This window comes from Deltaproteobacteria bacterium, from assembly GCA_012522415.1.
Classification (GTDB): domain Bacteria; phylum Desulfobacterota; class Syntrophia; order Syntrophales; family JAAYKM01; genus JAAYKM01.
Genome location: JAAYKM010000057.1, coordinates 1 through 15,216 on the forward strand (window position 1 = coordinate 1; position 15,216 = coordinate 15,216).

The following is a 15,216-nucleotide window of genomic DNA, read 5'->3' on the forward strand; positions in this document are numbered from 1 at the left end:
ACCCAAAAAGGTCTGTCTGTTGATAGAAGATTGGTTTTAAGATCGTACCCATACATCGTTCTCCTAACCTTTTTAACGTTGGAAAGAGCATCCATCTATGTGACGACTTGACTTTTTTTAACATAGAAGAATGACATCGTGACACCGTCTTCGGGGGCCGGCATGACAAAAGGGTGAGGCTCCGTAAGGATAATTCTGGCTTTTATATTTAATAATCAAGGAGATAAGAATGAAACGAATAAGAAATCCGCGGGGGTGGTTTTGGATTGTTTTATTGATCGGTGTTCTCTGGCTTTGCCCAGAGGCGGTGCCGGCGGTGGTCAGTACGTCCGGGACGGGCCAACAGATCGCCGTAGAGGTGACAGCCTACAATGAGGACCTGGGGCTGATCAAGGAGCGACGACGAATCCAGTTGCCGCAGGGGACGACGGAATTGCGCTTCATGGACGTGGCCGGGAAAATCAACCCCGCCACGGTTCATATGCAGTCGCTCACGGACCCAAAGGCGTTGTTGGTTCTGGAGCAGAATTACGAATACGACCTTTTGAGTCCGGCGCGTCTTTTGGACAAGTATGTGGGTCAAGAGGTCAAGCTCTATTCGAAGAATCCCTACACCGAGCGTGAAGAGACCGTCACGGCGAAGGTGCTGTCCAACAACGAAGGCAATCCCGTCTTCCAGATCGGGAACGAAGTGACCTTCGGTCATCCCGGCCGGGTGATCTTCCCCCAGGTACCGGACAACCTCATCGCCCAGCCGACCCTCGTGTGGCTTCTGAGAAACGAGATGGCGAAAACCCAGGACATCGAGGTCGCCTATCTGACGGGCGGTATCGGCTGGCGGGCCGATTATGTCCTGGTGCTGGATGAGAAAGACCGGGTGGGGGGGCTTTCGGGCTGGGTGACCCTAAATAACCAGAGCGGCGCGGCCTACCCCAACGCGAAACTGAAGCTCGTGGCCGGTGACGTGAACCGGGTCCGGGAAGAACTGGCGGGCAGGGGGGATGCCGTTTACAAGGCCCGGATGATGGAAGCGGCGGCGCCCCAGTTCCGGGAGCAGGCTTTTTTCGAATACCATATCTATACTCTGGAACGGCCGACGACGCTGAAGGACAACTCCACCAAACAGATCAGTCTGCTCAATACCCCCGCCGTAAAGGTCGGAAAGGAATACCGTCTCTACGGCGAGGATCATTATTACCGCGGTCCTTACGGGAACCCGGAGCAGAAGAAAAAGGTCAGCGTTTTCATCGAATTCGAGAACGCGAAGCAGAACGGCATGGGCATGCCCCTCCCGAAGGGGATCATCCGGGTGTACAAGCACGACGCGGACAGGAGCCTCCAGTTCACGGGAGAGGACACCATCGACCACACACCGAAGGACGAGAAGGTCAAGATCAAACTCGGCGAGGCCTTTGACGTGACGGCGACGCGCAAGCAGACGGACTGGAAGAAGATCGCCTCCGACACCTACGAGGCGGCGTTTGAGATCGCCCTGCGGAACCACAAGGCGGAAGACATCGCCATCCGGATCATCGAACCCGTACCCGGCGACTGGCAGCTCCTCAGCGCCTCCCACAAAGCGGTGAAAGCGGGTTCGTCCCAGCTCGAGATGAATGTACCGGTTCAGAAGGACGGCGAGACCGTCGCGGCCTATCGCATCCGGTTCCGGATGTAAGGCCCAAACTTGCGTGATACTTCTTTGACGAAAGGATGATTTCGCAATCCCACAGGACAGACTCATACCACGGGCTGAGGCCCTTCGTTAAGAATCCATCGTGTCATGGGTGGCACCATTGTCCACCCGTTGACGCCTCGCTTCATTCGTGAGAAGATGGGTGGGCGTAAATTTGGCAACGGATATCATGTAAAACGCAAAGGCTATGACGGGTGTTCTTGAGAAAGCGTTGTCCCTGGGAACTCTTTAACTCACACTGGGAGAAAGGAGGAAGGCATGAAAGAAATGATCGAAAAGAAAGGATGGAGTCCCTATCTTGCCGGCGCCCTGACGGGCCTACTTATTGTTTTTTCTGTCTGGTTTACAGGAAAATACGTCGGCGCCTCCACCACATTTGTAAGGTCGGCGGGCTTTATCGAACGGGTCTTTGACGCGGAGCGGGTCGCACAACTTCCGTACTTCATCAAAGAAGCGCCAAAAGTCGATTGGCAGTTCATGTTTGTCATCGGCATTTTTATCGGAGCACTCATTGCGTCCGCCACGTCTAAAACCTTCAAATTGCAGGCCGTACCGCCCATGTGGGAAAGACGGTTCGGGCCAAGCCGTCCCAAGCGGGCAATGGTCGCCTTTGTCGGCGGCGCAATCGCCATGTACGGCGCCCGCCTGGCCGACGGGTGACCGAGCGGCCATGGACTGAGCGGGTCGCTTCAGTTAGCCGTCAGCGGGTATATCGCGTTAATCTGTTTTTTCATAGGTGGGATCATTGTCGCCATGGCGCTGTACAGGGGAGGTGAGAAATCATGAACGAACTCATTTACGGCCTGGTGACGGGCGTCATTTTCGGTTTTCTCCTCCAGCAGGCACGGGTAATCCGGTACGACAAACAACTTGGCGCGCTTCGCCTGATAGACATGACAATCGTGAAATTCATGATCAGCTCTATCCTGGTCGCTATGGTCGGCGTGTACCTGTTGAAGGATCTGGGACTGGTCAAATTATCCATCAAATCCACTATTTTAGGCGGAAACATTCTCGGCGGACTCATCTTTGGTCTAGGCTGGGGGCTTCTGGGGTACTGCCCGGGAACGCAACTGGGCGCCTTGGGAGAGGGACGCTGGGATGCACTCTGGGGCCTTTTTGGGATGCTTCTCGGCGCGGCCCTTTTTGCGGAAAGTTATTCGTTCCTCAAGTCGACGGTCCTGACTTGGGGGGATCTCGGGAAAATCACCATCCCGGAAATTTTGGGAATCAACCACTGGATTGTCATCGTCGTTTTCATTGTAGCGGGACTGGCCCTGTTCCGGTGGTTCGAAAAGATGAAACTCTAGTCCTCTGTGCGGACGGATTATACAATTGCGCCTCTCCCGGTTTTCTACGGGAGAGGCGCGATTCAGAGGCCGGAAGGCATAGAGTTTTCGCTTGAACGGTGATTGCCCGGGCTTGGCGTACGCATCGTATGTCAACCCCTCATCTCGAGACTGATCACATCGTCGCCCAACTGCCGGACGCAGCCGGTATGTACAGAAAGGATGTTTCCACCGATTCAACCATTGCCCTAACTTGAGGCCCTTTACCTGATATACGGATCCTCCTAATAACGCCGGTCCCGGTTAAAGTTTCACACAGCCCAGGATCAGGTTGCAGCTTTTTGGAGGCGGGTGTGGTAAATACGCCCCGTAATCTATGGATTAAAGGGATGGTTTTGGTATCGTCGGACTTACCATGCAGAGCATGCTATCAGGGAAGACTGAAGGACAAACAGGAATCGGCAAGCTTTTTAAGCTTTTGCTGGTCTGTATCATCAAACTGACGCTTATCTGTGGGTGTACCTCGCTTCATATGGAATCATCCCTGAAAGAAGCGAATGAATATTCCGCCCAGGGGAGTTACCTTGTTTCTCTCGACAAATACGAGCAGATTCTGGAGAAATATCCCGAAACGGGAGATCGGGTTCTTTTTGAGATGGGGCTGATCCATGTGCATCCCGGAAACTGGCAAAGAAACGAGAGGAAATCCCGGGAGTACTTTCAGAAGATCATCCAGGATTATCCCAAGAGCGAATACCACCGGGCCAGTGAAATGATGATCGCTCACATTGATGCAATGACCGTTAAGGAAAAAGAGATTGCAACGCACCAGGCCCAGATGCATGCACTTCAAAATGAACTGAAACGCCGGGACGGTGAGATGGCGTTCCTGAACCAAAGGATCTCAGCGCTCGAACAGGAACTCAAGAGCAAGGTGTATCCCGTTCAAGACGGCCCGGCGGACAAAATCGTAATCGAAAAGAAGGCGCGGCGGCTGACCCTGATGACTGGAGGTCAGATCTTGAGGCAGTACAAAATCGCCCTGGGCGGCAACCCGGAGGGTCCCAAGGAAAGGCAGGGGGACAACAAAACACCGGAGGGAACCTATGTGATCAATTCCCGGAACCATGACAGCCGATATCACCTTTCCCTGCGTATTTCCTACCCCAACGACAAAGACAAAAAACGGGCTCGGGAGCTTGGGGTATGTCCCGGAGGGGACATCATGATCCATGGTATTAAAAACGGACTGTCTCATGTCGGTGAATCACACGCCCTGGTTGACTGGACGAGGGGTTGTATTGCCGTGACCGACGAGGAAATTGAAGAAATCGATAAGCTGGCGCCCCTTGGCACGGTTGTCGAGATAAGACCTTAGACCAGACAAATGTTTACGCCCCTACGACAAATGACAGATTATCCCATCCTGAGCCGCAGATTCGTCCTGATTGTTATATTGCTGGCCATCACGACAATCTCTGGATGTGCCGGGATGCGATCGGTTGAAGTTGTGACATTGCCCTCTCCCCTTCACCCACCCGAGTCGGTCAAGTTCAAAGAGTTTTCAGTCGCCCAAGGCGAAGCCGTTGTTGGCCGCTCGGCAATAATCCAACTGGGAAAAGGAGATAATCTGCCGGACGTCGCCAGACACTTCAATCTGGGAATCACTGAAATCAGCCTGGCGAACCCAGGAGTGGATATGTGGGTACCCGAAGCCGGAACGCAAATCGTACTCCCCTTGAGGTTTATCCTGCCCGATGTCCCCAGAAAAGGGATTGTAATCAACTTGGCCTCCATGAGGCTCTTTCACTTCAGGAAAGACAAAGAAAAGCTAATCGTCTCAACCTACCCGGTTGGCATCGGCATGGAAGAAAAACCCACACCAATGGGTCGCACTTATGTGGAACGCAAAGTGACCCGCCCCACCTGGTATGTTCCCGCCTCCATCGCTGCCGCTCATCGCAAGAAAGGAGATATTCTGCCGCCGTCCGTGCCACCGGGGCCGGAAAATCCATTGGGTGAATACGCCCTTTATCTGGGCAAATCCGGCTATTTGATTCATGGAACAAATAAACCGGCCAGTATTGGTTTGAAAGCCACCAACGGCTGTATCAGACTCTATCCGGAAGATATCGGGGAATTATATAGAATGACCCCGGTGAAGACGCCTGTGTCCATTATTTATCAGCCGTATCTCATTGGCCAACGCAACGGAGTGGTTTATCTGGAAGTGCATACTCCGGTGGCACAACAGAAGGTCCCCGAGGTGAGGGCCCTGTTCTCCAGATTAAGAAATACTGAGAAAAGAACAAAACGCGCAATAGACTGGGGAAAAGTGGATAAAACCCTGGCCGAGGCCCGAGGCATACCGGTTTCTATATCTGAAAACAGCACGGAATTTGAGAGACGGGACGAGAAACCGGTTGCGATCCGGCATCCGGGTAAATTGTTTGGCCATCCCGAAATTCCGGCACTGAAGATGAACGCATGGTATGTTTTGGCCGGGGAACGGTCCAACGAAAAGGATGCGGCTCGTCTGGCCGCCATTATCAACCATCAGGGACCGCAAATTCCGGCCAGAGTTCTGGCAAAAAATGGCAGTCACCGTGTTGTTGCGGGGCCTTTCGAAAACAGTAGGGAGGCGAGAGCGGTGGTGAAACGTCTGAAAATTGATCTGGACCTCGATGGTACACTGATCGAACTGACCGGCAATAACCAGTCTTCACTTACATTTTCCGATCGTAATTTTTGATCAAGTGGTATATAAACTTCCGGCAAGTGTGAACGACATGAACATTTCAAGGAAAATCAATACTTATTTTCAGCGGTTGAAAGTAGACGGAGGGGGTCAGAGGAAAAAAATAACGACTTTGCCTAATACAAACCGATCCATTTCCCATGCTGGAAATATTCGGGTCCAGAGTTGGGAAAGCTTAATGAACACAAAACAGTGGAATGAAAAGGAGGTAAATGGCGTATGAAGAAGCGTTTTCTGATGATTTCATTGATGGTTGTTTTTGCATTGGCCCTGGGAGGATGTGCCACAACGGGTGACCTTGAAAGAGTGCAGGCCCAGGAAAGAGAAACAAGTGCGAAAGCCGATCAGGCCTTGCAGGCCGCAGAGGATGCCAATACGAATGCTTTAAAGGCGGCTGAAGCCGCTGCGCGGGCGGAAGAGGCATTAAAAGCGGCTGAAACACGGGCCGCTGAAGCGGAAGCGAAGGCGGCGGCGGCTGAAGAACGAGCCACCAAAGCCGAAGGTGCCTTCGAAAAATCCATGAGAAAGTAGTTCTGGTTCAGGGAAAACCCTTTCCCTTCCCTTCATCCAAACAGACTCAACAAAAGCCTCTCCCTGCTGTACGGGGGTGAGGCTTTTGTTTATCAAAAAAGTGGCCCCATTCTGACCAAACCGTCCTTTCGGCCTCCAGGGCTCTCATGGCACAACAGGGTCAACTTTTTCGCGGATCTGTTTTCTCTTGTTATTGTAATGTGTAAACGGTATGCTCCATAGACGTTATGACATGGCATATTACCGGAAAGGCATGGGTGAAAGATATGGAGGAAATGCTTTACAAGGGATGTATTATCAGGTCATCGTGCAAGGAAGTTGTGGGACAGGCGGGGAAATGGCTGGTAGGACTGGACATCATTACAACCGACAGCGGCTTCAAGGAAATTCAGCCCTGCCTGCTTATGGTCAATGGGGCGCCGGTATTCTGCGATACCGAAAAGGAAGCCATCGAAAAGAGTTTTCAGTACGGTTGCCAGATCATTGATGAACAATAGACACCATCTTCTCACCAATATCATGATTCTGGTTCGGATCGAATGATGTGAAACGGGGAAATAAACGCCCTTGAAGGCTCTTGAGAACGGCACAGGAATATCGTCGCCATCGCAAGCTCTGGTTGAACCGGTTAGGAACAGTCATGGAATACGAGAAAAAATTGGTTCCCATTTTACGGGAAGGAATTCACATCATCAAGATGTTCCTTTACAAAACCATCCGTCCCGGCCTGGCAGAAAAATTTGCCGATCGGGACCGCATTTATATAAACCGCCTGACCGGGGCCGTCATCAACGAAATTTTCGGAACACCCAACTGGGAAGAACCCTTTTTGACCTTCAATCGACAGAACGCGCTGATCATCGAGCGGGAAATAAGCAATCTGGCGACCGATTATCCGGCTCTCAAGATCCCCGTGACCGACGCGCTGCGGGTACAATTTATCTGTGACAGCCAAGAGGGATTTGAGAATGTTCGAATTTTGAGCCGGGCAAATGAGCTGCATTTGCTTGTGCTGGACCGAGATTTCCCATTGCCGGATCAGTTTATGAATCTTGCCCGCAGCCTTGGTGAGTTCAGCGATATCACCCGCCAAATGCCCATGGGTTCTGCATAACGTTTTCGAAATCAAACAAAAAAATGCTCAATAAGCATGCTCACGAATGTTGGTTTTTCCATGGGTATCAGATGGCCCACTCCGGGAACAAGCCGATACTCGCCCTTCGGGAACAGGCCCGCCACTTTGGGCAGGTTAAGCGACGGCCCGCTTTTGCTGTTTTCACCTTCAAGGAGCAGGACGGGACAGAGGATCTTCGGGAGCAGCGTCCAAGGATCCTCCGACGCACAGCCCACAAAAATCGCCGCTTCGCTGCGGGGCGGACAAACCAGGTGAAGACCGCCTTTCGAATCAACAGTCAAACCATACCGCAGATATAAATCGAACATCTCACAATCCCAGTTTCTAAAAAGGGGCTTGGACAGAAAGTACTCCTTTGCTTCTTCCGATGATTGCCAATAATTTTTTCTTCGGATTGCCTGACGCGCCAGGGAATGCTCTTCCAGGGCCAACGGTTTTTCATACCAACTTTCCGGCAGCAGGATTGGCTCGATGAGGATCATCCTTTCCGCCAAATGGGGGACAAGACCGTGTGCGAGCACACAAATGCAGCCTCCCATGGAGTGACCAACGAGGTACGGTTTGTGAATGCGCAGATTCCGACAGAAACTAACAAAATCCCCTGCTAAAATGTTCCAACCCAGGCCGCCTCGATAAGGATCGGCGTTGCGGTGATCACAAAAGAAAGGAGCGATGACTCGGAAGCGCCCTGAAAATTCCCGGGCAATCGGGTGCCACAGCCACGGATTAAAACCGGTGGCATGCAGCATGACCATTGTGGGGCCGCTTCCTTCATAAAGCAGGTACTGTAAGTTCGTTTTTCCGATCCTTGTTTCCAGAACGCGGGGTTCGCACATGGCACTTTCTTCCTTATCGACGTAACAGGAATTATAATGCAAGGAACTGATTCGTCTAGCGTTATTTTCCCAGACACGATTTTCTATATCTTCATCCCGACCATCCTGTTGTTTCTCCCATCCATGAAAGCCATGGCTGACTTTTCGCAAGTGTTTTTGACAGACCGGGATCCCGGGTTGTTGGACCTTCTTCCAAATGATAGGATGGATGGTGGACAGAAAAAATATCACTCATGTCACATCCGCCGCTTTGATTGATACCCTCACACGACGGGGGTATCTTGTTAAATTTTCTTACGGGTTTCTCGACGAGAGATTGATTTTCGTTCGTCCCTATTCATTTCTTGAAACGGTGCGGACAATTTGATAACTTACCGAAAATTTTGTCCGGTCTTGTCGGCCCCGACGGGGCGGGTATCGGAATGATTGCTGAGGAAAGAGAGTCGTGGAATTATACCGTTCAAATTGTGGGGAGTTGGGGCTTGCCGATATCGGGCGGGATGTGCGCCTTTCCGGCTGGGTGGATGCCCTGCGGGATCACGGTGACGTGCTGTTTATCCATCTGCGGGACCGCAGCGGCATCGTTCAGGTCCTGTTCAGTCCGGAAAAAATGTCGGTCACATCCTACGCCCTGGCCGGGACGCTGAAAACCGAGTACTGCGTCAGCATCGCGGGAGAGATCGTGTCCAGACTGGCGGGGACGGAAAACCCGAATCTGGAAACGGGGGATATCGAAGTGGCGGCGTGGGATCTGCACATCCTCAGTCAGTCGGATGTCCTGCCGTTCCCGGTTTCGGAAAAGGCCATGGTGGCGGGCGCCGTAAAGAACGCCGTGAGCGTGTCGGAGGATCTGCGCCTCCAGTACCGTTATCTCGACCTCCGGCGGCCCTCCATGCAGGTGAATCTGATCCGGAGACACCGGATCAACAAGTGCGTCCGGGACTTCCTTGATGAACGCGGTTTCATCGAGGTGGAAACCCCGATCCTGACCAAAAGCACGCCCGAGGGGGCGCGGGATTACCTGGTGCCGAGCCGGGTCCATCCGGGGAGCTTCTACGCCCTCCCCCAGTCGCCCCAGCTTTTCAAACAATTGTTGATGGTGGGCGGTCTGGAACGGTATTTCCAGATCGCCCGTTGTTTCCGAGACGAGGATCTGCGTCCGAACCGTCAACCCGAGTTTACCCAGCTTGACCTGGAAGCGTCCTTCATTGACGAAGAATTCCTCTACGAACTGATTGAAGAACTGGTGGTCCGGATGTTCGCTCTGGGAGGCATCGATCTGCCACGGCCCTTCCCTCGGATAACCTACCGCGAGGCCATGGCGACCATGGGTACGGACAAACCAGATACACGGTTCGGTCTCCGTTTCGTCGAAGTGACAAACCTCTTTAAAAACACGACCTACGGCATTTTCCGCCAGATCATCGACGGGGGCGGCTCCATCATGGGAATCAAGGTCCCACGGAGTTCGGACCAATTGAGCAAGAACGTCCTGCAGAATGAATACGCCAGGGAGATCGTTCCCGGCTTCGGGGCCAAAGGCATGACCTGGATGCGTGTTGCGGGGGACAAGCTGGAATCGAACATCGTGCAGTTCTTCAGTGCCGGGGAGCAGGCGGCGATCCGGGAGCGGTTCCGCGCCGCGGACGGGGACGTGATCATCATGATCGCAGACGCCTCCTACGATATCGTCACCTCCGCCCTGGGTGAACTGAGACTCCACCTCGCCCGGCGGCTGAATCTGATTCCGGGGAGATCTTTCAGCCCCCTTTGGGTTACGAATTTCCCTCTGTTTCTGCCCACCGAGGAGGGAATCACGTCGAACCACCATCCCTTCACAGCCCCTGACCGGACCGACTTCGATCCTTTTAATCGGGAGGAACTGCTCGGCTTGAATTCCCGCGCCTACGATCTGGTCATGAACGGGGAAGAACTGGGCGGCGGCAGCATCCGTATCCATGACCGGGACGTGCAGTTCAAAATCTTCCGCGCCCTCGGCCTGACGGAGCGACAGGTGCAAGACAAGTTCGGTTTCTTCCTGAAGGCCCTGGATTTCGGCGCCCCGCCCCATGGCGGTCTCGCTCTGGGAATGGACCGGGTTGTCTCCATGATCCTCGGTACCGCATCAATCCGGGAAGTGATCGCCTTCCCGAAGAACCGTAGCGCTCACTGTCCCCTGACGGAAGCGCCGTCCGAGGTTGTCCCGGAGCAACTGGCGGAACTCGGCCTCTTGAACCTGGGTTTCCGACAGGAACTCCCCGGGACGGGTGAGAACATCGATCTTCTGGACAACCTGTCCTGGATGTCCCGGATCGCCGTCGGCGAACAGGAGCGCCCCGTGATCGCCGTCGCCCTGAAGGCGGCGGATGAATTGGCGGGACAGGTTGCCGCTGCGCCTGACGCGGAGGAGTCCCCCCTGTTTTCCGTGCTGCCCGTGCAGAATCAAATGAGAAAAGAAACGCCGGCGCAAACCTCTCCTCTTGCGGAAACGGGAGAAATGATGAAGAACGCCCCCGTCGTGAAGGGAAAATTCTTCAAGGTTGCCGGTATTCTGGAATGAGAGGAGTACATCCGTGTCGAATCATTTCTTCTACTTGAACCCGGCACCAAAAGTGAGTGGGGAAGGGATCCTGATGGGAAAGCGCATTGCCGTCGGCTCCAACATCTCTGTCCAAGGCTGGCCCACCACAGCCGGATCGCTTGCCCTGGAAAACTATACCGCCCTGGAAGATGCAACGGCGATCGCACGCATCCGCTCCCAGGGTGGGGTTATCCTCGGCAGCAGCCGCATGAGCGAGTTGGGTTTCGGTCTGAGGGATGACATGGCCGACGCGGTCTTACGAAACGGAGGGACGGACGCGGCATTGTTGACGGATTTTCTAGGAGAGTCCAGGATGACGGCCGCCGATGTGGCCATGTTCGGTTTCAAACCGACTTACGGTCTTGTTTCCCGCTTCGGTTTGATCGGGCTCATGCCATCCATGGAAACCTACGGGATTGTGTCCGGATCGCCCGGGACCATCCAGGCTGTCCTGGAAACTATTGCCGGACCGGACAAGCGCGATTTTTCCATGTCTGATCGGGATAAACCGGATTTTTCTTCAAAAGCGACGGACACCCGGGCAACCTTCAGGGCCGGGGTGCCAATGGAAGTGCTCCCCATGCTGACCGGTGAGGAACAACACCTCTATCGAAAGGGAATCGCCAGACTCACCGCCTGCGGGATTGCCGTCAGCGAGGTATCCCTGCCGGAGTTCCCCCTGTTCGCCCTCGTTCATGGTGTAATGGGTGCCGTTGAAGCATCTTCCAGTGCCGGGAGATATGACGGTGTCCGGTACGGGCACCGCGCCCGGGGCGCCAAAAACTGGAATGAAATGTATTTGAAATCGCGGGGAGAAGCCTTTGGTACGTTAGTGAAATCCTATCTCTTCCAGGGAGCCTATTTCCAGTTCGAAAAATACGATCTGTTTGAAAAGGCGGGACGCATCCGAACCCGACTGGCTAAGGCGGCAAACAACGTCCTGGATACGTTGGATATCCTGGTCCTTCCGGTCAAACGGAGACCCTGCAAGGCGAGGGCTGCGGAAACGGTGGCCGATGTCTACGATGCCTTTTCCATGACCCTGCTGGCCAATGTCGCCGGGCTTCCCGTATTGCAGGCTCCGGGATTCATGGCAGACGATACGGTTGATCTCGGGATGCAGCTCATAGGTAAGGCATTCGACGATACGCTACTCCTTGGTCTGGCCAAACATTTGTCTCAACACAAAGGATGAATTCATGATGGATTACGAGGCCGTTATCGGCTTGGAAATACACGTGGAGTTGAACTGCCCCACGAAAATGTTCTGCGACTGCCCCAACCGTCCCGGAGACGAGCCGAACAAAAACACCTGCCCCATCTGCCTATGGCTTCCTGGTGCAATCCCCCGGTTCGGTTACGCTGCCCTGGGAAAAGCCGTCCTGGCCTGCCTGGCCCTGAACTGTGAAATTCAGGAACAAAGCTCCTTCGATCAGAAGGTATATTATTATCCCGACCAGCCCAAGGGATTCCAGTTGTCCCAAGCCCACCATCCTCTCGCACGAAACGGGCGGCTCAGTATCATCGGCGAAGACGGACAACCCGGGGTATTACGCATTCATCACATTCATATGGAAGAGGATGTAGCGAAGCTCGTACACGAAATGGAAGGGAAGACACCAATCAGCCTCGTCGATTTCAACCGGGCCGGCGTACCCCTGATCGAGATTGTCACGGAGCCGGACATACGTAGCGCCCACGACGCAATGGAATTCGTCCGCCTGCTTCGAACGCAAATCCGCTATGTCGAAAGCTCGGAATGCAATCTGGAATCCGGAACGATGCGGGTCGACGCAAATATTTCCGTACGCCCCCGTGGAACGGAGCAAATGAACACGAAGGTGGAGGTCAAAAACATGAACTCCATCCGCCACGTGGGCGACGCCATCGCCTACGAGATAGAACGCCAAAAGGAAAGCCTTGCCGCGGGCGACCCCATCGTTCCGCACACCCGGCTCTGGGACCCGGTCAAGAAGGTGACCACGGTCATGCGGGATAAACTTCCCTCCCCTTGTGTACCGGATCCGTCAGTCCCCCCAATTGTGATTTCCAGAGAATGGCTTGAGGAACAGATGGCCCGCCTGCCGGAAATGCCCGGGGCCAAGGCGGAGAGATTCCACCGCCAGTTCGACCTGACCGGAGAGGAGGCTTTTCGGCTCTGCGGCGAGAAGGAAACAGCGGATTATTTCGAACAGGTCATGGGCACGGGCTGCCGTTTACCGCCGCGCATGGTTAACCACTGGCTGATGGCACAATTGATACCGTCCTTGAGGGAGCGAGGCGAAACGCTTCTGTCATGCCGCCTAACACCGTCGCGATTTTCCGAACTCCTGAACCTGATCGACCGGGACGAGATAAACCTCCATTCGGCAAAGGCCGTCCTCATTCGTCTGCTTGATACGGATCTGCCGGTCAGAACCGTGATCGAACAGGGCGGCTTTTCCCAGGTTTCAGACGCCTCGGAGCTGGAGGAAATCGTTGCCGACGTACTGAAGAAGCACGCCGCCGCCGTAGCGGATTATCGGGGCGGCAACGCCAAGACCCTGGGCTTTCTCATCGGTCAGGCCATGAAGGATTCAGGTGGCAAGGCCAATCCGAAAGTGGTTCGGGAGCTTCTTATCAAAGCCCTCACTCTTTAATCAAAATAAATGACGGCTCTCTTCCCCCCGCACTGGGAAGCACAAGCGGTATGAACCCTCTATAAGAATTAAAATTCCTCATGCGTCGCAAATGCAGATTTAAGAAAATTGCTTGACAGACAAAGAGAGCTTCCCTACGCTATTGATTCTGTCAGAACGCGGTGCATTTATGTTTGCGTAACGGTCGGCCCTGATGCAAGATTCATCCAAGAAAGGAAAGTGCGATGAAAAATACGCAAAGAATCCTGTTTATCATGCTATTAATATGGTTTTTTATCACGGCCCTTACATCGGCCGCCATGGCTGTCGATCCACAACCCGTAACGGGCAACATGAAAAAAACCCCTCGACCGGTAGTAACGGACAAGATGAAAAAAACCCCTCTGGGGGAACAGATCACAATCTGCAAGGATCCGACAGTCAGCAATTTCAGTATTTCCAAAACGCTGATCAACAATACGGCGAGGTTCACCCTGACCGGTAGGATCTGCAACAACGGGCCGGGTGATTATAACCAGCCGGACAATCCCCTGGAAGGGCATTTTAATATTTATGCCGCATACGGCCCACTGTTCAGTTATCCCGCCTCGGGAGAGGCCAAGTTCTACACCCAGACCGTGGGACCAATTTTAAAGAAAGGCCAATGCGTATCCTTAACTCAGGTGTTCACGCGAGGACAAGTGCTACAGTGGGGATTCAAGGATTCCAAACCGGGTGAAAAACAGATGAAATTGCTTTTTGAATTTTTTGTCCGCGATGCCAAAGGGACACTCGGAACCGTCAGCATGCCGAAAGGTCTTGATTGCAACCCGGGCAACAACCTTCTCTCCAAGACCTTCGACATGATGATAAGCACGACCAAACCATAAACGGGATCTGATCCTGCCAACCCCCGGGGGGCTTGCGTTCATATAAAAATCACTGAAAAAATCAGTGGGTTAAAATCTGACTCCCTACGGGCTCAAGCCACAAACCCGAGGGTTGACAGCCGCCTCCCCTACGGGCAAGCTGCTGGAGATTATGAATGCCAATCACCGGCAACTGACACAAACCGACAGATCTTCCACGGACACACCTGTTTTTTCGCTGATAAAAGCCAGTTGGTCTTCCGGCGCGAAGTACCGTCCGCAAACCGAGCAGGCTCTCATCTTGAAGGTACGGCCGCAGATGGAGCGCGTGTCCTCTGTGGATGTCATCACAATTTGTTGCGTGGGACAGATGTAGGCACAGCTCCCACATCCGATACACACAGATGAGGGTTCACGGAAAGGAGTTCCCAAAGCCTTGTCCGTGCCACGGAAAGCGAATCCCAACGCACTCACGCCAACAACATGCTCGCAGACCTGCACGCAAAGGCGGCACATGATACACTTTTTCCCGTCTTCATTGGGCTTGAACCTGGGTTCAGGAACAACACCCATCTTTACCGCGAGATCACGGATAACACCGGAGGTGGGACATCGAGCCATGAGAAGCTGCATGACGAACTTTCGAACCTTCAGCACCCGTTCATTCCCTGTCTCGACCATAAGACCATCCTCCGCCTTATAGAGGCAGGAAGTGACGATCTTCTTTGTCTTTCCCTTGGTAATCTCAACGACGCAAAGACGACATGCGCCGGAGTTCTCGACAGATTCATGGGAACACAGGGTGGGGATATCGATTCCATTCTCCCTGGCAACCGCAAGAAGAGTCGTCCCTTTTTTCGCCTGAATATTTTTACCATCGATGACTAAATTGACCATATCAGTATC

At 53.5% G+C, this 15,216-nt stretch carries 14 protein-coding genes; 12 read left to right on the plus strand and 2 right to left on the minus strand.

Annotated features, from left to right (window positions below):
• Nucleotides 1-229 precede the first annotated feature (229 nt).
• The 8 genes from GX147_05480 (at nucleotide 230) to GX147_05515 (ending at nucleotide 7,385) form a co-directional block, all read left to right on the plus strand.
• Nucleotides 230-1,675 carry a DUF4139 domain-containing protein gene (locus GX147_05480; GenBank protein NLN60150.1) on the plus strand — a complete coding sequence of 482 codons (1,446 nt, stop codon included), beginning with the start codon at nucleotides 230-232 and terminating at the stop codon, nucleotides 1,673-1,675.
• 285 nt (nucleotides 1,676-1,960) lie between these two features.
• Nucleotides 1,961-2,479, plus strand: coding sequence for a YeeE/YedE family protein (locus tag GX147_05485; protein ID NLN60151.1), 519 nt, complete (start codon nucleotides 1,961-1,963; stop codon nucleotides 2,477-2,479).
• Nucleotides 2,476-3,003, plus strand: a complete 528-nt coding sequence (locus GX147_05490) for a YeeE/YedE family protein (protein ID NLN60152.1) — start codon at nucleotides 2,476-2,478, stop codon at nucleotides 3,001-3,003. The genes GX147_05485 and GX147_05490 overlap by 4 nt, the downstream gene beginning before the upstream one ends.
• Before the next feature lie 403 nt (nucleotides 3,004-3,406).
• Nucleotides 3,407-4,360, plus strand: a complete 954-nt coding sequence (locus tag GX147_05495) for a L,D-transpeptidase family protein (protein NLN60153.1) — start codon at nucleotides 3,407-3,409, stop codon at nucleotides 4,358-4,360.
• 9 nt (nucleotides 4,361-4,369) lie between these two features.
• The gene (locus GX147_05500; GenBank protein ID NLN60154.1) at nucleotides 4,370-5,734 is read left to right on the plus strand and encodes a L,D-transpeptidase family protein; all 1,365 of its coding nucleotides are present in this window, start codon (nucleotides 4,370-4,372) and stop codon (nucleotides 5,732-5,734) included.
• 225 nt (nucleotides 5,735-5,959) lie between these two features.
• The gene (locus GX147_05505; protein NLN60155.1) at nucleotides 5,960-6,271 is read left to right on the plus strand and encodes a hypothetical protein; all 312 of its coding nucleotides are present in this window, start codon (nucleotides 5,960-5,962) and stop codon (nucleotides 6,269-6,271) included.
• A gap of 257 nt (nucleotides 6,272-6,528) precedes the next feature.
• Nucleotides 6,529-6,768, plus strand: a complete 240-nt coding sequence (locus GX147_05510; GenBank protein ID NLN60156.1) for a hypothetical protein — start codon at nucleotides 6,529-6,531, stop codon at nucleotides 6,766-6,768.
• A gap of 143 nt (nucleotides 6,769-6,911) precedes the next feature.
• Nucleotides 6,912-7,385 (plus strand): hypothetical protein, encoded by a 474-nt coding sequence (locus GX147_05515; GenBank protein NLN60157.1) that lies wholly within the window; start codon nucleotides 6,912-6,914, stop codon nucleotides 7,383-7,385.
• A gap of 11 nt (nucleotides 7,386-7,396) precedes the next feature.
• On the opposite strand, the gene GX147_05520 is transcribed toward GX147_05515, so the two are convergent.
• Nucleotides 7,397-8,242: an alpha/beta hydrolase gene (locus GX147_05520; protein ID NLN60158.1), complete on the minus strand. Its 846-nt coding sequence runs from the start codon at nucleotides 8,240-8,242 to the stop codon at nucleotides 7,397-7,399.
• A 445-nt stretch (nucleotides 8,243-8,687) separates the two neighbouring features.
• Between GX147_05520 and aspS the strand changes: the two genes are divergently transcribed.
• The 4 genes from aspS (at nucleotide 8,688) to GX147_05540 (ending at nucleotide 14,331) form a co-directional block, all read left to right on the plus strand.
• Nucleotides 8,688-10,802, plus strand: a complete 2,115-nt coding sequence (aspS, locus tag GX147_05525) for an aspartate--tRNA ligase (GenBank protein ID NLN60159.1) — start codon at nucleotides 8,688-8,690, stop codon at nucleotides 10,800-10,802.
• A gap of 73 nt (nucleotides 10,803-10,875) precedes the next feature.
• Nucleotides 10,876-12,018 carry a hypothetical protein gene (locus GX147_05530; GenBank protein NLN60160.1) on the plus strand — a complete coding sequence of 381 codons (1,143 nt, stop codon included), beginning with the start codon at nucleotides 10,876-10,878 and terminating at the stop codon, nucleotides 12,016-12,018.
• Nucleotides 12,019-12,025: 7 nt separating this feature from the next.
• On the plus strand, nucleotides 12,026-13,462 hold the full coding sequence (gatB, locus tag GX147_05535; GenBank protein ID NLN60161.1) for an Asp-tRNA(Asn)/Glu-tRNA(Gln) amidotransferase subunit GatB: 1,437 nt from the start codon (nucleotides 12,026-12,028) through the stop codon (nucleotides 13,460-13,462).
• Between the two features lie 224 nt (nucleotides 13,463-13,686).
• Nucleotides 13,687-14,331: a hypothetical protein gene (locus GX147_05540; GenBank protein ID NLN60162.1), complete on the plus strand. Its 645-nt coding sequence runs from the start codon at nucleotides 13,687-13,689 to the stop codon at nucleotides 14,329-14,331.
• 162 nt (nucleotides 14,332-14,493) lie between these two features.
• On the opposite strand, the gene GX147_05545 is transcribed toward GX147_05540, so the two are convergent.
• Nucleotides 14,494-15,207 (minus strand): 2Fe-2S iron-sulfur cluster binding domain-containing protein, encoded by a 714-nt coding sequence (locus GX147_05545; protein NLN60163.1) that lies wholly within the window; start codon nucleotides 15,205-15,207, stop codon nucleotides 14,494-14,496.
• Nucleotides 15,208-15,216 lie beyond the last annotated feature (9 nt).